This is a genomic window from Microcoleus sp. AR_TQ3_B6, from assembly GCF_036702785.1.
Lineage (GTDB): Bacteria > Cyanobacteriota > Cyanobacteriia > Cyanobacteriales > Microcoleaceae > Microcoleus.
This window is the reverse complement of record NZ_JAUBVJ010000003.1, coordinates 120,661-139,191: the sequence shown is the minus strand read 5'-3', so window position 1 is coordinate 139,191 and position 18,531 is coordinate 120,661. Positions and strand designations below refer to the sequence as shown.

General features: G+C 45.0%; 22 protein-coding genes and 1 tRNA gene. 7 read left to right on the top strand and 16 right to left on the bottom strand.

Going from position 1 to position 18,531, the window contains the following annotated elements:
• Positions 1–6: 6 nt before the first annotated feature.
• The 4 genes from QUB56_RS02940 to QUB56_RS02925 form a co-directional block, all read right to left on the bottom strand.
• A complete protein-coding gene (locus QUB56_RS02940; protein ID WP_332952998.1) occupies positions 7–252 on the bottom strand; it encodes a hypothetical protein in 246 nt (81 codons plus the stop codon).
• Between the two features lie 108 nt (positions 253–360).
• Positions 361–1,410 (bottom strand): CAF17-like 4Fe-4S cluster assembly/insertion protein YgfZ, encoded by a 1,050-nt coding sequence (gene ygfZ, locus QUB56_RS02935; RefSeq protein WP_332953120.1) that lies wholly within the window; start codon positions 1,408–1,410, stop codon positions 361–363.
• 136 nt (positions 1,411–1,546) lie between these two features.
• Positions 1,547–1,930, bottom strand: coding sequence for a hypothetical protein (locus QUB56_RS02930; RefSeq protein WP_332952997.1), 384 nt, complete (start codon positions 1,928–1,930; stop codon positions 1,547–1,549).
• A 192-nt stretch (positions 1,931–2,122) separates the two neighbouring features.
• A tRNA-Val gene (locus tag QUB56_RS02925) sits at positions 2,123–2,194 on the bottom strand.
• A gap of 72 nt (positions 2,195–2,266) precedes the next feature.
• On the opposite strand from QUB56_RS02925, the gene QUB56_RS02920 reads away from it, so the two are divergent.
• From QUB56_RS02920 to QUB56_RS02910, 3 genes are all read left to right on the top strand, one after another.
• Complete coding sequence (locus tag QUB56_RS02920) at positions 2,267–2,896, top strand: metal-binding protein (protein ID WP_332952995.1); 630 nt, start codon at positions 2,267–2,269, stop codon at positions 2,894–2,896.
• Between the two features lie 71 nt (positions 2,897–2,967).
• Positions 2,968–3,795 (top strand): nucleoside triphosphate pyrophosphohydrolase, encoded by an 828-nt coding sequence (gene mazG, locus QUB56_RS02915; protein WP_332952993.1) that lies wholly within the window; start codon positions 2,968–2,970, stop codon positions 3,793–3,795.
• Positions 3,796–3,866: 71 nt separating this feature from the next.
• On the top strand, positions 3,867–5,036 hold the full coding sequence (locus QUB56_RS02910; protein WP_332952992.1) for an RNA-guided endonuclease TnpB family protein: 1,170 nt from the start codon (positions 3,867–3,869) through the stop codon (positions 5,034–5,036).
• On the opposite strand, the gene QUB56_RS02905 is transcribed toward QUB56_RS02910, so the two are convergent.
• From QUB56_RS02905 to QUB56_RS02895, 3 genes are read right to left on the bottom strand one after another with little or no spacing between them, the layout of a single operon-like run.
• Complete coding sequence (locus QUB56_RS02905; RefSeq protein ID WP_332952990.1) at positions 5,014–5,241, bottom strand: hypothetical protein; 228 nt, start codon at positions 5,239–5,241, stop codon at positions 5,014–5,016. The two genes, QUB56_RS02910 and QUB56_RS02905, sit on opposite strands and share 23 nt — an antisense overlap.
• 18 nt (positions 5,242–5,259) lie before the next feature.
• A complete protein-coding gene (locus QUB56_RS02900; protein WP_332952988.1) occupies positions 5,260–5,661 on the bottom strand; it encodes a helix-turn-helix transcriptional regulator in 402 nt (133 codons plus the stop codon).
• A gap of 32 nt (positions 5,662–5,693) precedes the next feature.
• Positions 5,694–6,074: a helix-turn-helix transcriptional regulator gene (locus QUB56_RS02895; RefSeq protein ID WP_332952986.1), complete on the bottom strand. Its 381-nt coding sequence runs from the start codon at positions 6,072–6,074 to the stop codon at positions 5,694–5,696.
• Between the two features lie 118 nt (positions 6,075–6,192).
• Here QUB56_RS02895 and QUB56_RS02890 point away from each other — a divergent pair, with 118 nt between their 5' ends.
• Positions 6,193–6,576, top strand: coding sequence for a hypothetical protein (locus QUB56_RS02890; RefSeq protein WP_332952984.1), 384 nt, complete (start codon positions 6,193–6,195; stop codon positions 6,574–6,576).
• A 127-nt stretch (positions 6,577–6,703) separates the two neighbouring features.
• Here the strand turns inward: QUB56_RS02890 and QUB56_RS02885 are convergent, their stop codons facing one another.
• Positions 6,704–7,189: an allophycocyanin subunit alpha-B gene (locus QUB56_RS02885; RefSeq protein ID WP_190746013.1), complete on the bottom strand. Its 486-nt coding sequence runs from the start codon at positions 7,187–7,189 to the stop codon at positions 6,704–6,706.
• Between the two features lie 96 nt (positions 7,190–7,285).
• The gene (locus QUB56_RS02880; RefSeq protein ID WP_332952981.1) at positions 7,286–7,648 is read right to left on the bottom strand and encodes a hypothetical protein; all 363 of its coding nucleotides are present in this window, start codon (positions 7,646–7,648) and stop codon (positions 7,286–7,288) included.
• A gap of 23 nt (positions 7,649–7,671) precedes the next feature.
• Here QUB56_RS02880 and rlmD point away from each other — a divergent pair, with 23 nt between their 5' ends.
• Positions 7,672–9,084, top strand: coding sequence for a 23S rRNA (uracil(1939)-C(5))-methyltransferase RlmD (rlmD, locus tag QUB56_RS02875; protein WP_332952979.1), 1,413 nt, complete (start codon positions 7,672–7,674; stop codon positions 9,082–9,084).
• A 70-nt stretch (positions 9,085–9,154) separates the two neighbouring features.
• Here the strand turns inward: rlmD and QUB56_RS02870 are convergent, their stop codons facing one another.
• The gene (locus QUB56_RS02870) at positions 9,155–9,607 is read right to left on the bottom strand and encodes a hypothetical protein (RefSeq protein WP_332952977.1); all 453 of its coding nucleotides are present in this window, start codon (positions 9,605–9,607) and stop codon (positions 9,155–9,157) included.
• On the bottom strand, positions 9,600–9,821 hold the full coding sequence (locus tag QUB56_RS02865; protein WP_332952976.1) for a hypothetical protein: 222 nt from the start codon (positions 9,819–9,821) through the stop codon (positions 9,600–9,602). Before QUB56_RS02865 ends, QUB56_RS02870 begins: the two co-directional genes overlap by 8 nt.
• A 139-nt stretch (positions 9,822–9,960) precedes the next feature.
• On the opposite strand from QUB56_RS02865, the gene QUB56_RS02860 reads away from it, so the two are divergent.
• Positions 9,961–10,221 carry a helix-turn-helix domain-containing protein gene (locus tag QUB56_RS02860; RefSeq protein ID WP_332952974.1) on the top strand — a complete coding sequence of 87 codons (261 nt, stop codon included), beginning with the start codon at positions 9,961–9,963 and terminating at the stop codon, positions 10,219–10,221.
• Positions 10,222–10,289: 68 nt separating this feature from the next.
• Here the strand turns inward: QUB56_RS02860 and QUB56_RS02855 are convergent, their stop codons facing one another.
• From QUB56_RS02855 to QUB56_RS02835, 5 genes are all read right to left on the bottom strand, one after another.
• Positions 10,290–14,273, bottom strand: a complete 3,984-nt coding sequence (locus QUB56_RS02855; protein ID WP_332952972.1) for an SMEK domain-containing protein — start codon at positions 14,271–14,273, stop codon at positions 10,290–10,292.
• A gap of 214 nt (positions 14,274–14,487) precedes the next feature.
• The gene (locus tag QUB56_RS02850) at positions 14,488–14,736 is read right to left on the bottom strand and encodes a PIN domain-containing protein (protein WP_332952971.1); all 249 of its coding nucleotides are present in this window, start codon (positions 14,734–14,736) and stop codon (positions 14,488–14,490) included.
• 147 nt (positions 14,737–14,883) lie between these two features.
• Positions 14,884–15,084 (bottom strand): type II toxin-antitoxin system VapB family antitoxin, encoded by a 201-nt coding sequence (locus QUB56_RS02845; protein ID WP_332952969.1) that lies wholly within the window; start codon positions 15,082–15,084, stop codon positions 14,884–14,886.
• 411 nt (positions 15,085–15,495) lie between these two features.
• On the bottom strand, positions 15,496–15,831 hold the full coding sequence (locus QUB56_RS02840; RefSeq protein ID WP_332952967.1) for a DUF5615 family PIN-like protein: 336 nt from the start codon (positions 15,829–15,831) through the stop codon (positions 15,496–15,498).
• Positions 15,824–16,144, bottom strand: coding sequence for a DUF433 domain-containing protein (locus QUB56_RS02835; protein WP_332952965.1), 321 nt, complete (start codon positions 16,142–16,144; stop codon positions 15,824–15,826). Before QUB56_RS02835 ends, QUB56_RS02840 begins: the two co-directional genes overlap by 8 nt.
• Positions 16,145–16,460: 316 nt before the next feature.
• Here QUB56_RS02835 and QUB56_RS02830 point away from each other — a divergent pair, with 316 nt between their 5' ends.
• Positions 16,461–17,576, top strand: coding sequence for an SPFH domain-containing protein (locus QUB56_RS02830; RefSeq protein ID WP_332952964.1), 1,116 nt, complete (start codon positions 16,461–16,463; stop codon positions 17,574–17,576).
• Positions 17,577–18,531 lie beyond the last annotated feature (955 nt).

Below are 18,531 nucleotides of genomic sequence, written 5' to 3'. Positions count from 1 at the left end.
CTGCTGCTACCAGCTACCTAGAGCGGCAGCTTTTTCTAATGCTTCCCGTGCTGGGATAACTGCTTCGCCCACGTTATTTTTTACCGATTCTATAAATTTTTTGGTACTGGAGCCAATGGGTTGGTCGAGATTTAGCTTTTCTCGGATATTGTTAACGGCATCATTCCCGCCCTTGTCGATATCGGTTGTTAGCGGTCGATCGGGACGGGCAATTTCGTATATACAAAATAATTGCTGTTGTTGGTTGGCCAATCTATCTAAAGATACGACTTTAGACCCATTTATTGTGTTAATATCCTTCCCCAATCAACCTCAACAAAAAAGTTTTGGGCTGCGGCGCCAACAGGCGACCGATCGCAACTACGAACTCAAGAAAGGTACATTTACTACTTCCCCTGACACCGATCCGACTTGCACTTTCAGCCCTTCGCCGCCGGCTTTTGTGCGGATGTAAGCAAGACCAAAAAAGCCGGATTCAGTTTCCGTAAAACTGGTGAGTTTGCCGACTTTTTCTTCTCCGATTGTGACTGCTGTTCCGGGTTCAACAGCACCGCTCAAATGCACGCCCCAAAGTTGCTGTTTGACTCCTTTGTAGGTGTTCAACCGGGCAATTGTTTCTTGACCGATGTAGCAGCCTTTGTCATAGGTAAGCGTGTGTAAAAGGCGGGCTTCTAGGGGGTTGTAATCATCTGTGAGTTCAAAATCGGGGGCGGGGCGTCCTTGTTCGATTCGGAGTTGTTCCCAAACTCGATCGCCCATCGGTACGGCCCCAGCTTTGACTAATTCCTTCCACAAGTTGGCTGCATCGCCAGCTTGCGCAATTAACGTGTATCCGGGAGTTGCTAAACCGCTACCAACCGCAACTCGGACGTCGATACCTGCAAAATTTATCAATTTGTGAGTAGCGTAAGGTTGATTGTCGAGTTCGGTAGCTCCGATTTTTTCTAGTAGTTGAGTGCTTTGCGGGCCGAGGCAACTGAAAGCAACAGTTGTATCGGTTAAATCTGTTAACTCGACGCGATCCATTGGGAAAATATAGCGATCGAGCAATTCCAGTAGTTGGTGGCGGCGGTTGGCTGAGACTAGCAGCAGTACGGCATCTTCTGTAGCGTAGGCGGTGGCGAGGTCGATCGTCCGGGCGGTGGAAGTCACGAAAACAGTGTCGCAACCTTGACCGGGTTTGAGTATATTGAAGTTATTGGTACTTTGATTGTGCAAGAACCGGAGGCGATCGCTGTCTGAGATTTGAATGCGTCCCCAGTGAGTGCGATCGTACAAAGCTGCACCTTGTTTAGTTGCTGCGATCGCTTCTGCGTCGTTACCAAAACTCACTGGCACAATTTCTTTGGTTGTTAACTCTGCAAATGTAGCACCGGCCCCTGCTTGAATGTCGTGCAATTCTTGAATCAGCATAAAATTTTGTTGACTGTTGACTGTTGACTGTTGACTGTTGACTGTTGACTGATGACTGTTGACTGATTACTGTTAACTGTTAATTGTTGAGTGTTGACTGTTAACTACTGCTTTCCTGTCAAATGACAACTGACTATTTGTCCAAATTAGCGAATATTTCTTGTATTAATTGGCTGGCTTTGGCATCAAGACGATTCCAATCTACATCGCCAGTGTCATCGTCAATCAAGCTAGTATCAATTACAACTTCTTGGCTTTGGATTTGAGTGTGGGCTGGCTGATAGTTGAGAAAGCAGACTCGATAGCAAAGTTCCCAAATATCGATGCATCTTTGCTCGCCTTGAAGCTCTAAAATTAGTTGATAGCCCGGAATGGGAATCTGCACTTCTTGATAAGTGCCCGTCCAGACTGACTCTTCTAATTGTTTGCGGATGTTGTCGATCACTCGGATCATGGCTGGCTGCATGAGTAGTTCAGCTTGCTGCCACGCGATCGGGCTGGTTATTTTAGGCTTCATATACAAGGTTCTAAAAAAGAAAATCAATAAATTAATTTTCTAGCATTGAGTGCCAACTTTTGAGACATCCGCCACAGAATGTTAAATTTAGTCGTCACCAAATTCAAAAGTCAACCGTCAACAGCAACAGTTAAAGCCGTTCTCGGCTTGACGGCTAAAAACGGCTTTAACTGTTGATATTGACTTATCATATGGGCGATGTAGGATTTGAACCTACAACATCCTGCGTGTAAGGCAGGCGCTCTACCGTTGAGCTAATCGCCCAATTGCACTCACAGGGATTTATCATATCACAGTAACTCAGAAAGATCAAGTAAAAAAATTCCTAAACTTTAAATGCCCTCTGGCCGCACCCACGATCGAATAACCATGTGGAGTTTGCCCTTGGTGGCAGGTCTCACCTTTGGCCAGACTCAGAGCAGCAACTTGACTTTGCTCGTTTCCGGCAGTTTCTTATTTGGCGGGCTGATGTTTGGCCCGGACTTGGATATCTACTCCTGCCAGTATCAACGCTGGGGATGGTTCAAAGCGATTTGGCTCCCGTACCAAAAAAGCCTGCGCCACCGCTCTTTTTTGTCCCACGGCCCTCTGATCGGAACTGCTTTGCGAATCTTGTACCTCGCTATCTGGATCGCGGTTTTCGGAGTGTTGGGATTGGCAGTGGCCGAAAAAGTCGGGAACTTAGGTTGGAATTGGCAGGATGTGGTTTTGAGTTACGGGCGATCGCTCTGGGAACACCCGATCGAAATTTTAGCCGTTTACATCGGTCTAGAATTGGGCGCTATGAGCCACTATCTGAGCGATTGGGGCGGCTCTGCTTACAAAAGATTCAAAAAGAAAGGATTGAGCGGGTGGCGCCCTCCTAAGACAATTAAGAGGCCCAAAATCCAAGCTCCCACTCGCACATCTAGGAAATCCATAGCAGAAGGAAGAAGGAAGAAGGAAGAAGGAAGAAGGAAGAAGTAATAGAATCAAGGGTTGGAGCCCTTAACAACGTTATAACCGTCGGGCGCGGTTGATATAAAAGGTAAATTATTATGTCTAATTCTGAAAGTCGATCGCTGAGGGCACTCAAAGAACTGATAGAAGTTGTGGCCTCATTGCGATCGCCAGACGGCGGATGTCCTTGGGATTTAGCCCAAACTCCCCAAACTCTAATTCCTCACATAATCGAAGAAGCTTATGAAACAGCCGACGCGATTCGCAAAGGAGATAAAGATGCGATCGTCGAAGAATTGGGCGACTTACTGTTACAGGTAATTCTGCAAGCTCAAATTGCCAGCGAATCGAATCAGTTTACCTTCGCCGAAATCGCTGCGGGCATTACAGAAAAACTAATTCGGCGACATCCCCACGTCTTCGGCGATATCGAAGTCAACAGCGTCGATGAAGTCAACGAAAACTGGGAAAAAATCAAAGCAGCAGAAAAAGGCACAACTTCGGAAAAGCCGGCAACTTTAGCCTCGAAAATGAGCCGTTATGCCAGCACTTTGCCGCCGATCGCCGCCGGGATGAAAATCTCTCAAAAAGCTGCAGAAGTGAGTTTTGATTGGGACAGCGTAGAGGGCGTTTGGGATAAATTTCACGAAGAAATAGCCGAATTTGAACACGCTCTCAAACACGAGGATAAGGCTGCGCAGCAGTCAGAATTGGGAGATATTATGTTTGTGTTGATTCAATTAGCTCGCTGGTACGATTTAGATCCGTCGGCTGCTTTGCAAGGAACAAACGATCGCTTTGTGCAGCGGTTTGCGAAGGTAGAGGCTGCGTGCGATCGACCTTTGTCAGATTATGCCCCAGAAGAGTTAGAATCTCTGTGGCAGCAAGCTAAAGCTTTAATTGCTAAACAAAAGGGCGATCGGTAATCAATCACCGCAGATAAACAACAATATACGACATAAAACCAACTTCACAAAAGACGTGCTAGAGTGTGAAGATGGAAAAAGCCTACCGCTACCGATTCTACCCCACCGCCGAGCAAGAAAACCTCTTGCGACGGACAATGGGCTGTACTCGGCTAGTGTACAACAAGGCTTTGGCTTACCGCACAAAATCTTGGTACGAACGCCAGGAAAGAGTTGGCTACGGCGAAACTTCCTCTATGCTGACGAACTGGAAGAAAGAGGAAGAACTGGATTTCTTGAATGATGTTAGCTGCGTACCTCTTCAGCAAGGACTCCGCCATCTTCAGGCAGCGTTCACCAATTTCTTTGCAGGACGAGCCAAGTATCCTAATTTCAAGAAGAAGCATAACGGTGGTAGCGCTGAATTTACCAAGTCTGCCTTCCGTTGGAAAAACGGACAGGTATTCTTGGCTAAATGTAACGAGCCGTTACCTATTCGTTGGAGCAAACAAATTCCTGCAGGTTGTACTCCGTCAACTATTACGGTGAAGTTAACACCTGCTGGACTCTGGTTCGTGTCAATCCTCGTGGACGACTACACAATCAAGCCACTTCCCAAGTCAGATAAAGCTATTGGATTGGATGTGGGGATTACCAGCCTGATTGCTACCAGCGACGGCGATAAAATCACCAATCCCAAACCTTTCAAACAACTACGGAAGAAGTTAAAAAGAAAGCAAAAAGCTTTGGCTCGCAAGCAAAAAGGAAGCAACAACCGAGAAAAAGCACGGAAACGAGTAGCAAAAATCCACGCGCAGATAACTGATGTGCGTAAAGATTTCTTGCACAAGCTAACGACTCGACTCGTTCGTGAAAACCAAACGATTGTAGTTGAGGATTTAGCTATCAAGAATATGGTGAAAAACCATAAATTAGCTCTTGCCATCAGCGATGCTAGTTGGGGTGAATTAATTCGCCAACTAAGCTACAAGTGTGAGTGGTACAGGCGGGATTTAATAAAAATAGACCGCTGGTTTCCTAGTTCTAAGCGCTGTGGAAACTGCGGTCATATTGTTGAGAAGTTGTCGCTGAACATTCGCGAATGGGAGTGTTCTACGTGTGGGACTAATCACGACCGCGATATCAATGCGGCAAAAAATATTTTGGCGGCTGGGCTAGCCGTTTCAGTCTGTGGAGCGACCGTAAGACCTGAAGAGAGCAAGTCTCGGAAGGCTGGTGCTATGAAGCAGAAACCCAATTAGCAATGATTGGGAATCCCCGTACCTTCAGGTCGGGGTGGATGTCAAATCCCTTTGTTTTGAACTCTGTTTCGCTGACAGACCAACCTGTTGTCTGTCTTGCGACTTTTAAAATCTTCCCCAAACGCATCCGCCCCGTTTCCGTGAAGCGAACGGGACGCAATTCCTGCCGATTATCTACCACAGCCTTGTTAGAGAGTTCTGACATTACCTATCTGCAAATAATCTAGTCATAGAGCTTCGCATCGTTGTATGGGGGATGTTCGCACGCGATATATAAAGCATTTGTCGGTTCCAGGGCTTCCCCAGTCACCGGATCGATCGGTTTGAGCACAAAGCATAACAGAGAGAGCGATCGCCAATCCAAACTTTCTAACTTCCCGCGTTCGTAGCGACTAACAGTTGCATTACTAATACCGACATCTTTTGGTACAGGATCTCCGGCTGTCCGAAACAGAGCGGCCTCGTATTCTTTGGTGACCATTTCTGTTTCAATAATTGACCAGCCCCGAATCTCTCTAGCTGCTTTCAGAAGTTTGCCCAATCTACCGCGTCCCGTATCCGTAAATCGCACAGGGCGCAGTTTTTCCCGATCGACGACAGCCTTAAAGTCAAGAAATCCCGGCATTTTACAGATCCAATTTTACTATTATGTCAATCCTACGCCTCGACGTTTGGGTTCCAAAATTCAGTTCCGATCAACAGTAAGTCTTCTAGAGTAACCAACCGCTTTTCAACCGGGTGAACTGGTTCGAGAACATCGAGGAACAGCCACAAAAGATCGGGTGCAGGCTTGTTGTAATAGCCATTTTCGATTCTCGAAATGCCTGCAATGCTGACCCCCAAGACTTTCGGCAAAGGCTCTCCCTCTAGATTATAAAATTGAGCCTCATGCTGCTTGGTCTTTTCGCTCAGTTCGTGAACGCTCCACCCCCTAGCTTCCCGCCACGATCGCAGGAATTTACCCAACCGCCGCAGCCCGGTATCAGTAAATCTCCGTCTCAAGTATTCTTTTTCTCGCCTAGCTTCTGCTACAACCATCAGTCATCACCTATCTGCATAAAGCTAAGCTATCACGCCTGACTTTCTAGTTTCACTTTTTAAGTTTGAAAGTTGACAATATTGTGTTACAATCTTGGAACAAGATAAATAGACAGCTATGACACCACTATTTCGCCGGATCCAGCCCTCGAAAAAGCTCCGCATCACCGTCAGGTCGATCGCCCAACTGCTCAAAATCCGCCAAAACCTGATTAAGCGAGTCGAATCCTGGGCTTTCGTGGTTTTCGTCCACCATCGGGATAGAGGCGGCCTGTTTGTCAGCTACCGCAGGCTGGAAGAATGGCAAAATGCGATCGCCCATCACATCCAGACCTGCCCCACCCTTGGAGAACTCTCGCAGCTCAAAACATCCATTCACTACGACAGCCGGAAATTCAAAAAACAATCCTTGCCAAAAACACTTGACTTTTTAAATCAAATGTGCAGTGAAAGACAAGACGAACTCAACATCTGGGAAAGCTTAAACTGCATTGCTTCCTAGCAGAAATTAGGCAGATTTCCTGTCCCAAAACAGAAGCGAAACATTTGCGAGCAATTGCGAGATAAAATCACCCCAAAAATCACCCGCGAATGCTCCGCCACATTGATGAAAGCAATCACCAAAGCAATTAAGACATTGCCTGAGCGATATAATCAAAATAAGGAGCTGCTTCCTTAGCATCATCCTGATTGAGCAAAGCCAAAGAAGCTTCCTTCAAACAGCGGATAGCTTCGACCATGCCAGGAACAGGAACGCCGAGAGAATTATACATTTCCCGAACGCCAATCAAACCGATGCTTTCGATCGGCTCCTTGTCACCCGCCAAGATACCGTAGGTAATCAGGCGCAAGTACCAGCCGTAGTCGCGCAGACACAAAGCCCGTTCGCGTTGGCCGTAAGCATTACCTCCGGGGGAGATAAAGTCAGGGCGTTTTTTCCAAAGTTTTTTGCTAGCTTCTTCAACAATTTTTTTCTCACTGTCAGACAGCGCAGTAGCAATACGCACCCGCTGTTCTCCGGTTTTAAAAAAATCTTTGATGCTTTGAAGTTCGCCGGTACTGGGATAGCGAAGTTCGTCGTCGGCTTGGAGAATTAGTTGGCTAACTACGCTCATTGTTATTCAAAAGAATTGAGGATATTTGAGAGTAAGATTAATTGACATTCTCATCCCTTAAAGATGAGATTCTTGGTGGGGCGATTTACTTTGCTTCTAACATTTATCAACATTAGAAGTAGCGGGTAAATCTCCGCAAACGTTATGCTTGATGTTCAAGCCAGTTTCCCTGTGTTCCAGGGTACTGCGGGAAAAACTCAAAAACTGCGAGTGAGAGTTTTGATGTCGGCAGACACTTTGACTGTTTAACGAGTTTTTGCTACCTCGCCCCAACAGCATATCGCACAGGATCGATCGAGACAACTCACGGCAGGCTTGACTTGCAGGTTGAAGCTTGGCTTTAGCAGCAAGACGTTCAGCAGCAGGAATACAGCCTGCTATTGAGCTTGAGTGCGATGGATGGAGCCGAGCTTCGCTACGACTTATCTCAGGAAAGAGAGAGCGATATTGCATTACCATATTAAATCCTACCACGACTACTTGTGACCAAATCTAAATTCCCGACCCCAAACTCGACGAAATTGGCAAACCCTTGCCAGCAAGGTCAACTGATTGAGATAGAGATTACCGACTTGACAGACACCGGCGACGGAGTTGGTCGTTTTGGTGAGTTAGTGGTGTTTGTGCCCGATACCGTGACGGGCGATCGAGTCCTTGTCCGCCTCGTGCAAGTCAAATCCACCTATGCTACAGGCAAGCTGGACAAAGTTCTGGAAGCCTCCGAACACCGCATTCGAGCTAACTGCATTGTCGCCGACAAGTGCGGCGGTTGTCAGTGGCAGCACGTAGATTATCAATATCAGCTTGCAGCCAAGCAAAATCAAATCATTCAAGCCTTAGAACGGATTGGCGGATTTAGCAATCCCCAAGTTGATGAAATTTTAACGGGAAAAATCGAGGGATTTCCCCAATTTTTGGGATACCGCAACAAAGCGACTTATCCGGTGGCAATATCTGCAACAGGTCAAGTCCAAGCAGGTTACTATCAAAAAAGCACCCACAAATTAGTCAATCTCAATCAATGTCCGGTGCAAGACCCGCGCCTCAATCCTTTGTTAAAAGAAGTTAAAGAAGACATCCACTGGCGGGATTGGCAAGTCTACGACGAAAAGAAACATACAGGAGAATTGCGTCACTTGTCCTTGCGGATCGGACGGCGCACTGGCGAGATGCTGCTAACTTTAATAGTTCGCACTGGAGAGTTGCCTGGACTCGAAGAGCAAGCATCAGAGTGGCTGAAACAATATCCTCAACTGGCAGGGGTTTGTTTGAATATAAATCCCGCTCAAACTAATGTGATTTTTGGTACCGAAACTCGCTGCATTGCTGGTCGTTCTTATCTGCGAGAAAGCTTTGCTGGTTTGAAATTTCAGCTAAGAGCCGATACTTTTTTTCAGGTTAATACAGAGGCTGCTGAAGCGTTGTTAGAGGTGATGGTAGGGGAATTGAATTTGCAGGGAAACGAGATTTTGGTTGACGCTTTCTGCGGAATTGGTACTTTTACTTTACCCCTGGCAAAACAAGTAAAAATAGCGATAGGTTTAGAAGTGCAACCTGCGGCGATCGAACAAGCCCAATTAAATGCTGAGTTAAATGACGTGAGAAATGTCGAGTTTCAGGCGGGAACTGTAGAGAGTTTGCTGCCTTCCTTGGGATTGACACCGGATATTCTGCTGCTAGATCCGCCGAGGAAAGGGTGCGATCGCGCGGTTTTGCAAGCTATCAAGGAAATCAAACCAAATCGCATTGTTTATGTTAGCTGCAAGCCTGCTACTTTGGCTCGCGACCTGAAGATTTTGTGCGAAAATGGGGATTATAAGTTAGCGCGAGTGCAGCCGGCGGATTTCTTTCCTCAGACTTCTCATGTTGAGTGTGCGGCTTTTTTGGTGCGGTAGCTTAAGGCGATCGCCCTAAGCTTGATTTTCGCAAGTCTATCGAATAGCGATCGCCGTTAAATTTACCTCGCTATACCTCAGCAGCTTGTCGGTCTTTTTGAGATTCTAGCCAACGTTCGTAGGCTTCCCTGTCGCCACTGAATCCATCGATCGAAACCTGACGATCGGGCATTGGTTTGAGCGCTGCATCGATCGGATTGTAGCGACAATAGCAGATAACCACCATGCCGAATTCGCTCGAACCACCTTCAGGAAGGTTGAGGATATCGGGGGTGTAGGTTTCGACTCTAGCAACTTCCCAATCACCTGTTTTGTAATGGGTACTCCAACCGTGGAAATTGGGTTCGTGTTCTGCTTCAACCCTGACAAACTCGGTTGGCCTGTATCCTGGTTGCGGGATCGGGCGATCGGAGGAATCGAAGTATTCAGCAAGGATGCGAGTCAGAGAATGAGTGTGGGATAGCATTCGATCTTCCCATCCCGGTTGTCGCCCTTCGGCTCTAAAAACAATGTATTTACGCATCGTCATCATCCTGTTCGTGATATGGCTTAGGAAATTCTGTTTTACCATCGAACACGCAATCGGCTTTCAAGGTGTCACCCTTAAGTTTTTCTATCCTCTTGAGTGTCCATCCATATTTAGTTTCCATTTCGTAGCAGTATTCATCATCGGTGGCTGCGTGACGAGAAATATTCTCGTCTGGGTCATAACGCAACCAAGCTGGGTTTTTTGGCATTATTGTTATTACTCCGAGTGTTGAGTTGACAACATTGGGGAAATCGTTTTGGTGCAGTGCTGCAATCACTGCATCAAAGCGTACCTGAGATGATAAACTTGTTTGTGGCTATACGTCAATATGACGCGCCAATATTTTAATGAAAAAAGACACAAGACCCCAAGAGAGTGCATCACCGATCGAGGCTTTGAGGATTGAGCGAACAAAGCTATCTCAGGCTGAATTTGCGGTGCATTGCGGGATTCCGCTGCGTACTTATCAGCGTTGGGTTTCGGGTGAAACCGAAGCGAAGCCAACACCCCGTCAGTGGAAAGTGATGATGCGGGTATTGCAGATTCAATCTTTTGATGAGGTTCCTGATGATTTTGGCCCGATTAATTCGACAGGGGATGAAGATTAGGTATTTGTGTTTTGGGTTAGGGGCGATCGCCCTTCAGTTAGATGGGTTTGTTGAGGGGCGATCGCACACTATTGCTCCCCTTCATTCAATTCGCTCAAAACTTTTGCTACTGCTGATGCTTGCTCTGGATACAGCCGCGCTAAATATCCACACATTTGATAGGCAGTATCTAAGTAGTATGCACAGGGAATTAACAAGCGTTTAAAATTTACTCGATCACCAGTTTCAGCAAACAATAAGGCAATGTCACGTAAGTGCGTGTTACGGTCGCTAAGCATCGCCTCTAATGTTCTTAGAGCCTCCTCACCTTTTCCTGCAATTGCTTGTATTTGAGCAATGCTCTTGAGCGCTTCCAAGCGTTTTTGTTCATCCTCAATTTTTTCTTGAGCTGCAAGGGCGATATCAAGAGTTGTAACTTGTTCTCCTTTTTGGAACTGCTCCTCGGCAATTGCCAAAAATGTGCTTATTTTATGCTCTCCATCTTCAATATCTGTGCTAATTTTAATAGCAGTGGAAAATTCGCCTACTTCTGCATATCCTATGGCTATTATAGAGAAATCTTGATCGCGTTTCCGTTGTTCTTTTGTTTTTGCAGCTTCAAGAAGGTCTGCCAACGTGGCTAAGGCTGCTTCGGTTTCTCCTATAGTCGATCGTGCCACTGCTATAATAGTCAAAAGCCGAACCTTGTTTGCCAAAATCAGAGAGTTAGAATCTGCATTTTTATAGTATTCATCAGCATCATTGAGGGCAATCTTGCATTTTTCTATTTGTTGTGGATCTGCCTCTATCTGCAACTCTACTATACTTCTGAGTGCATTAACGTAAGAGTATGGCATACGGATTGTTTCCAAAGTTGTAAGAGCAACGTCAAACTCTCCTAACTTTGCCTGTGCTTCTGCTACGAATCCCAAAGTTTTCGAGCGATGGTATTCTTGGTTGTCACTAATCTGTTGTGCAATTTCATAAGCGCGATCGCAGATAATTTTTGCTTCTTGTATTTTTTCGGCTTCAATGAGTATTTCTACTAATATTCCTGCTAGTAAATTGGCTGTTCCCACCGGATTATCAATACTTTGTGCAATTTCACCGACCATACAGGCCGTAGCCGCTCCTACTTCTTTTTGAGCATTTTTTACCTGTACTTTTGCTACTATTGCTAGGGCTGAAGCTCTCATAAATGAGATTAAAATTTTAGGTTTTTGTTCGGATTTAAGGACATTAGCAAAAGTAGCTCGTGCTGCTTCAGTTTGTCCAGCTTGTGCCTGTAGCTCTGCTATTACTCCTAGAGTTTCCGCTCGCATTAATTGAATATCTATTTCTGTAGCTATCTCTAAAGCGGTAGTAAAATCCCCTGCTTTTGCGTATGCCTCTGCTATTCTCATTAAGGCATCTGGTCTGTCTAAATAGTCAATTTTTTTAGCCGTTTCACGGGCATCCGCCAACTCTCTTGCTTCAGCTTGTTCTATTACAATTTTTTGTAAAAAATCAGTTTGTTTCTCTTCATTCGCAATACCATTGGCTCTTGATAGATGCAATGGGTTGTCTATCTTATTATCTGCTGTTTCAAGAGCTTCAGTCAAAGTGGCTTGTGCTGATGCCCTGTCGGCAACTTCTATTTGGGCTTTTGCTATCTCCTTTATCAATGTTTCCCAGTCTGAGGTGGAAACAAGTGTGTTTACGATCTCAAGAGCGTTGGTAAAGGTAGCCGAATATTCTATATCTCCTTTCTGCGCCTGCGCTTTTGCTATATTTATTAGCTCTAATACTTGCTTTGACTCCGGTCTAATACTCTCCACAGTTTTCAGGGCAGCAGTAAAGTTACCAGAATTCCTAAGATGCGCGCACAAAGTACAGCGGTAGCTATTATCAAAAAGCTTTTGCTCTAAAGAAGTACAGATATTCTCACTCACTTCAAAAACCTGGGCGAGTAGGTAAGTAGCATACTCGCTGTGCCACTCTATAGCCTGATTGGTTGATAAACGAGGTAATTCCTGCTGCTGCAATCGCTTCAGTGTTTCCTCTGCTTCCTCAAATCTGTCTGTATCTTTCAACTCCCACGCCAGCAATAAATACCACAATATACGCCGCTCAATTTCATATAAATCTGTCAGTCTCCAAGCTCGTTCTAAAGAGCCTTTCCGCAAAGCATCTAGGGGTGAATCTTGCGCTGTTGTCTGCAACAGTTGCCGTGCGTGTAACAGCATAAATTCTGCCATTTCTCCTGCTTTGTCTTCCTCGGCGGCGGCTAACAAGGCAGTCTGCACCGTCTTCAAAGGCAAGTCAGGCTCATCGGGAAACTGTTTAATAGAGTGCGAGTAAAAGTCTTCGTTACGTGCGATCGCATACAACGCCTCCCACTGCTTCGCCTCGCTTAAATGTTCTGCATAGTATCTCAAGGCATAACTACTATGATGTTCCTGCCATTGGCTACAGTAGTTCATCAAATTCTGTAAAGCATCTTCAGCTTCGTCACCTAACTGAGCGGCAAATGTTGTTGCCAATAGTGGGTGAGCAAAAGCGTAAAGGTTGTCTTCAGAAATCCTCATCCAGCGCGTTACTTGCCAACACTGATGCAACTTGCGTAAAGGGCGATCGCCCATTCCCGTAATTGCCTTAACATCTTGTTTTTCAAGTGCGCCTTTCGCTACCGCCAACAGTGCAAAAAACTGCCACATTTCATCGGGCAAATTTAGTTCATCTAAGCGCTTTAACTGCTGCTTGACATAGTTCTCAAATCCCTTGGGCGTTTGTGCCAATAGTTGTCGTATATCTTGTTTCTGTTTTGCAGCGTGACTCAACTCATCAATTAGATAACTCAGGTAAAGTGGAAAGCCTTGAGTAATTTCATCTAATTGGGTAACGAAATTTATATCTTCGGCAAATACTGCTAACTCACCTTCACCAGTTTGTTTTAACCAGTCTGCGATCGCTTCTCTTGGCAAATTCTTAAGGTGCAACTTTTGCGATTTTTCTGTCCAGTTTTCTAGATATTTTGGCTCTTCCTCTGATTCTGCTCTCGCTGAAACAATAACAAATACATTCTGAGGCAGAGGAGTGAGAAATGGTAGCGAGAAGGGCATTTCGGCTGCGTCGATTTCATCTAAGGCATCTATAACAATGACTAAGGGCTTATCTTGGCTGGCGCCACGCTCTTTTAATATGTTGTATAGCCTTTTCCTTAACTCATCTAGTTCGTTTGGCAGTTGCTCATGGTAGAGTTCGTAATACCTATAAATTTGTCGTAATAAATTCCAATAAGCACTCTTAACATAGCGGGTTTTATCATGTTGTTGGCTGAAGAAATGATAGGCAATAAAACATCTCTCACCTTGCCGTTCCCGATCGACCCAGTTAGCCAAAAGTGATGTTTTACCAAAACCAGCACCAGCCGTCACGAGCATTACACCACTGGAGTTATCAGCTAAAAAATTGTCCAGTTTTTGGAAGTTTTCTGAACCTCCTACAAACAACTCAGTGGATTTGTTGATGATTTGCTCAACTTTATCAACTACTTCCCAGTCAGGTTCTTTTCTTTCTTCGCCAAAGTTTGCCTCTAAAATTTTTTCAACTTCACGGGCTTTCTCAATTTGGAATTTAGCAACCTCTCCAAGGATATTCCGATAATCCCAAATATCGTTTTTCACATCAAAACTCAACTTACCCTGAATTATTTTGTTAATTTCTGTATCCGAGTAGTCTTTTTGTCTGTCTGTGATTATATAAATAATTATCCGATCGTATTTTTCGTAAAGTTTGTGGAACACAAACTTGGTTAATGTATCTTTAACTTTTTCAATATCACGCGTGGCTGTAATTTGAAAAGCCACTCTTGCAGTTTCATCACCTAAATCAACGCTGGGGAAGTTACGACCTTCCGTAAAATCCAAGTCCTTCAGATTTTGATAGCCGTAAACTTCAGCAATGAGAGGAATTAATATAGTTTGAGCAACTTTATTAATGTCTGTTTTTTGCATGGGTATTGCACTCTTAACCTGGATCACAAACAGTGACATCAAATCTCTAATTCTTTTTTGCACTCGCTCAAGATTCATACTCTATATTCAGAAACTGATTTACTTCTGGTTATTATTGTACCTTACAGGGAATCGCCCTTATTTTCCCTGCATTGCGCTCGCCCCTCTCTCATCCTCAATCTTAAAGTGCGATCGCCCTTATTTTCCCTGCATTGCGATGGTCCCTCGGACATCTCAAATCCAAAAGTGCGATCGGCATCCCTAAGTTAAGATATAAACTGAGAAATCACCCTCATAGTAATACGACCGGAATGTGCGATCGGAAATTCTCAAAATCTTTATCAGTAGTGAAAATGCTGTAGCCACGACGATGAGCAACGGCACATAACAGAAAATCAGTATTTGAACCCTGAACGCCATTACTGCGACAGGTATTGAAAAACTCTGCGGCTAACTCATAATCTTCAGTTGTTAGCTCTAAATCAGGAAAAGCACGAAGATACTCTCGCAACCCTTGCAAACTGTTCCTTGTAGCGTACACCAGAAAGTACCTCCTGACGAATCGCCCCCAGTAAAACAACTCGTCCATCTGCAATCAAATCACGCAGTACATTAACAATAGAGATCGCATCATTTGTTGTGTTGCGCCGCAAGGCCAACGACCAAACGGAACTATCAACAAGAACATTCATAAAGTTTGTCGCTGTTGCTTGTAGTTATAATCTTCATCGTAGTCAATAGTACCAAACAATTCCATTACTTTTAGTTGTTTGCGACGTTGAATGTACTCGCGTAAAGCTGCTTCTATTAATGTAGTAGGTGTTGGATGGTTACTCAAATCAAGGGCTTCTTGAAGGAGAGTTCTGTCAATTTCGAGCGTAGTTACCATATATTTTCCTCGTGCAAGTAGGGTATCACGCAATTGCCACCGAACAATGCTGTAATTTTAGTGTAGCACTGAAACTCTATCAATGGGCGATCGCTTTCTGCATTTAGTTCGCGGGAGAATGAAAAGCCTGTTTAGCTTGCGTAAGTCAGGCAAGCCGGCATTTATGAGGACTGCTCAAAGCTCGATCGCGATTTGGAAGCTTTGATTGCAGCGGGCATCCCCTGTCATTTATTCAAAATACTGACGAACAACGATGACATCGATTTGAAGCCTGTAACGCAATACCTCAAAGCAGTCTCATAATGTTTTGGGTGTAGCCCAATTGTTGCTTTTTTAAAGTACGCGCGTGCGAAGCTATCCCGTAGGGAATCACCCTTATTTTCCCTGCATTGCGATCGCCTTACAATCATGTCAAATATATTCAATCCTTCCGATCATTTCTTCAGGTGTATAGACTTCATAAATTAAAATCAAACTACGGATAATCTCGCCCACAGAACGAGAATTAGGAGGACAATAGACAATCCCCGGATAATCTGTGGTATCGCTTGCCATAATTAAAAAATCGTCATCGTGAGTTACTATCACGCGCTGCTGTTCGCGAATAAATGCCAGATGTGACTCATCGCTTTTAGTACGCAACCCCGCATCAACTGTTGTCGTCACATCTATCCCGTAACGACGCAAACCGCGCGCAATGTTAGAGTCAATATGTTCGTCTAAATGAAAACGAATTTGCTCACTCACCTCTAATGGCCCTCAATTTTTCTTGTAATGGAGATGGTGGACTGTTGCGCTTTAATTTTTCCACAATAGCTCGACTTTCAGCCGTGCGACGATCGATTTCTTCTCTACGATCGTAATAATAGGTCATTGCTGCATGAACCGAGGCCAGTGGCAAATCATACTTGCCCGCGATTTCTTCTATAGAAATCCCCATTTTGAGATACATTTCGGCGATGTGTGCTACAGCAATTCGATGACCGGCAATGCACGGTTTACCACCAAGCACCCCAGGCGTGATTTCGATATGTTCTGTGATGATTGATTCCTTAGACATTTTAGTTAAAGGCTATTAATTGGTAATTTTTAATTTCTTTAATATTACCACAAATAGTCACAGTTACAGCAAATTGTAGGGTGCGTCAAACATTAATTCTTTCGATTTCAAAAGGTTTGAAGGATCGGACGCACCCTACGGACAGTATTTCCATCGTCCCCACCATCAAGTAGATGCAAGCTAGATCCAGTCCGGCCGGAATCGCGGGGAGTCTAGAAGTATAGAATAGAGGTTGCGAAACCGGCACACCGCCCGATCGCTCGCCCCCAGCAATTTGTTACCCTAAAAATAGAATCTCCTCCCTCAACTGCATCCCATGAACAACGCTTCTCCCCTGATTCAAACGATAACTCCAGAACGCTGGGCCGGGTTTAGTATGGACTTTATAGGGGCGGGTTACACGGGTTTGTTGGTCAAAAACGGCCGCGCCGTGCGTACCCTAAAATCCGGGCGACATTTCAGCTTTGCCCTTCCCCTGCTGGAACAGGCTCAAATTGTCCTCGTAGACACCAAACTCCGCAATTTGGAGGTGCAGTCGCACGGAGATTTTTTGTCTAAGGATCGATTTTTAATTGATGCCACTCTGACTGTTATTTATCAAGTTATAGATCCGAAACGGGTAGCTTTGGAATTGTCCGATCCTATAGGTGCTTTAGCAAGTGCAGTTAAGGATTGTATGGGATTAGCGATCGGGCAAATACCCCTACAACAGCTTATCAGTCAAGGACGGCAGTTGCTGCGCCAAAATTTGCTCGATCGCGTCCAAGATTTTTATACCCTAGGTTTTAACTTAGAAGACGTGCGAATTGGCGATGTCAGCTTTCCCGAAACAAACGGAGTTATTCGCCAAGTTGAGGGAATGAGTGCCCGACAGGAAGCAGAAAATGCCGCCGCCCTGCAAATGAGAATTGCCGAAGCCGGCCGGCCCATTGTTCCTCAAGCTCCCGTACAGCAGTTAAACTTAATTTCAGGTAATTCTCCTGCGAGTCTTCCAGCTTCAGACACAGCAGCCGGGTTCGATCGAGATTTACAACAACTGACAGAACAACTTGCTCAAAACAGCCTCCCTCCTGGGAGAAATCCTCCCCAACTTGCACCAACGGTACTCGCAAGCAGCGAGCGCAAAACAACCGCATTTTTAATCTACAAATTTTCTGGAGAGGCGATCGCTTTAACGGCCAATCCTTTTACAATTGGACGCGACCCAACCAACACTTTAGTATTGCAAGATCCGCAAAGTTCGCGCTACCACGCTCAAATCCGCCGGGCCACTGACGAAATTGGCAAACAGCGATATCAGCTTGTCGATAGCGGCAGTTCCAACGGCACTTTTGTGGGTGGGCAGAGGCTGGCTGCTAACGAGCCTTTTTGGCTGCCAGATGGTTGCGAAATTGCGATCGGCGACCAAAAATGGATCTTTCAAAATCCGTGAGGAAAGAGGGTTTTTTCCCATTGAACCTAACGCCCTGACCAAACTTGGAGTACGGGTATTTTATAATACTGCAATTATTATTCTGTACTTAGAGTTACCGTAGGGTGATCGGTGGGAATGGTAGCTGTTAAAATCGGATGCAGACACCCCGACCGCGAGTAACACGAGGCTGTAACTCAGTAAATACAAGGGTTTGGGAATATGGGCTGTAGAATGAATGTTTCTTTTGACCGAAAGCATCCAGGATACAAGCCCCCGAATTCATCCCTGGAGAAATAAAAAACCTGTATCCGATGAAACTTGCCCCCCGAATTTATCCGTGGGGTCAATGCTTCAATCTAAAATCTAAAATCTAAAATCTAAAATCGATTGACTGACTTTTAACAACACAAATGTCAGTAACTGGGGCGATCGACCGCCTCGCCAAGTTCAAAAAGACAGGTGTAAACTTATACCAAAAAACTGTTCCCTGCAGAACCGTTTTGTTTGTTCAAAATAGCAGCCCCTAACCAAAGATACGTTGAATGCCGACAACTTTTTTAGCGTAGTTTTTGATTGGTGGCTGCGCCAGCGATGGCAGGAAAAATGAGAAATTCATAGCAAATCTGCGTTAAAAATTCTTGAGAATACTCGGCGATTAAAATCGCTACTATACAAACTTTCGTCCGCGGCTGGAGTGAGCTTCGCCGAACGTCCTAGGCGGACTAAAGAATAAACGGGGTAAAAAGCCCGGATTTGGTAGGATGTCTCGTTAAGTCGCTCATAAAATGGTAAAGAATCGCTAAGTTTTACTCGAAAAGTGCAGGACAATTATGAATATTTTGACCTTAAATCTAGACACAGTTCACCTAAGTGACGAGCCGTTACAGCAATCCTCGCATCATTTGTGAATTTCTTACTCCCTCCCCTTACTAAGGGGAGGGTTGGGGTGGGGTAAAAAATTTACGACTCCTGC

What these genes read in the sequence shown, in the direction of transcription:
- QUB56_RS02835 (WP_332952965.1), bottom strand. Translation starts at nt 16,144, where the DNA reads ATGTCTAAGGAATCAATCATCACAGAACATATCGAAATCACGCCTGGG.
- QUB56_RS02905 (WP_332952990.1), bottom strand. Translation starts at nt 5,241, where the DNA reads ATGTCAGAACTCTCTAACAAGGCTGTGGTAGATAATCGGCAGGAATTG.
- QUB56_RS02910 (WP_332952992.1), top strand. Translation starts at nt 3,867, where the DNA reads ATGGAAAAAGCCTACCGCTACCGATTCTACCCCACCGCCGAGCAAGAA.
- QUB56_RS02855 (WP_332952972.1), bottom strand. Translation starts at nt 14,273, where the DNA reads ATGAATCTTGAGCGAGTGCAAAAAAGAATTAGAGATTTGATGTCACTG.
- QUB56_RS02845 (WP_332952969.1), bottom strand. Translation starts at nt 15,084, where the DNA reads ATGGTAACTACGCTCGAAATTGACAGAACTCTCCTTCAAGAAGCCCTT.
- QUB56_RS02870 (WP_332952977.1), bottom strand. Translation starts at nt 9,607, where the DNA reads ATGCGTAAATACATTGTTTTTAGAGCCGAAGGGCGACAACCGGGATGG.
- QUB56_RS02930 (WP_332952997.1), bottom strand. Translation starts at nt 1,930, where the DNA reads ATGAAGCCTAAAATAACCAGCCCGATCGCGTGGCAGCAAGCTGAACTA.
- QUB56_RS02885 (WP_190746013.1), bottom strand. Translation starts at nt 7,189, where the DNA reads ATGAGCGTAGTTAGCCAACTAATTCTCCAAGCCGACGACGAACTTCGC.
- QUB56_RS02895 (WP_332952986.1), bottom strand. Translation starts at nt 6,074, where the DNA reads ATGGTTGTAGCAGAAGCTAGGCGAGAAAAAGAATACTTGAGACGGAGA.
- QUB56_RS02900 (WP_332952988.1), bottom strand. Translation starts at nt 5,661, where the DNA reads ATGCCGGGATTTCTTGACTTTAAGGCTGTCGTCGATCGGGAAAAACTG.
- QUB56_RS02890 (WP_332952984.1), top strand. Translation starts at nt 6,193, where the DNA reads ATGACACCACTATTTCGCCGGATCCAGCCCTCGAAAAAGCTCCGCATC.
- QUB56_RS02865 (WP_332952976.1), bottom strand. Translation starts at nt 9,821, where the DNA reads ATGCCAAAAAACCCAGCTTGGTTGCGTTATGACCCAGACGAGAATATT.
- QUB56_RS02830 (WP_332952964.1), top strand. Translation starts at nt 16,461, where the DNA reads ATGAACAACGCTTCTCCCCTGATTCAAACGATAACTCCAGAACGCTGG.
- mazG (WP_332952993.1), top strand. Translation starts at nt 2,968, where the DNA reads ATGTCTAATTCTGAAAGTCGATCGCTGAGGGCACTCAAAGAACTGATA.
- QUB56_RS02880 (WP_332952981.1), bottom strand. Translation starts at nt 7,648, where the DNA reads ATGGTAATGCAATATCGCTCTCTCTTTCCTGAGATAAGTCGTAGCGAA.
- QUB56_RS02920 (WP_332952995.1), top strand. Translation starts at nt 2,267, where the DNA reads ATGCCCTCTGGCCGCACCCACGATCGAATAACCATGTGGAGTTTGCCC.
- QUB56_RS02860 (WP_332952974.1), top strand. Translation starts at nt 9,961, where the DNA reads ATGAAAAAAGACACAAGACCCCAAGAGAGTGCATCACCGATCGAGGCT.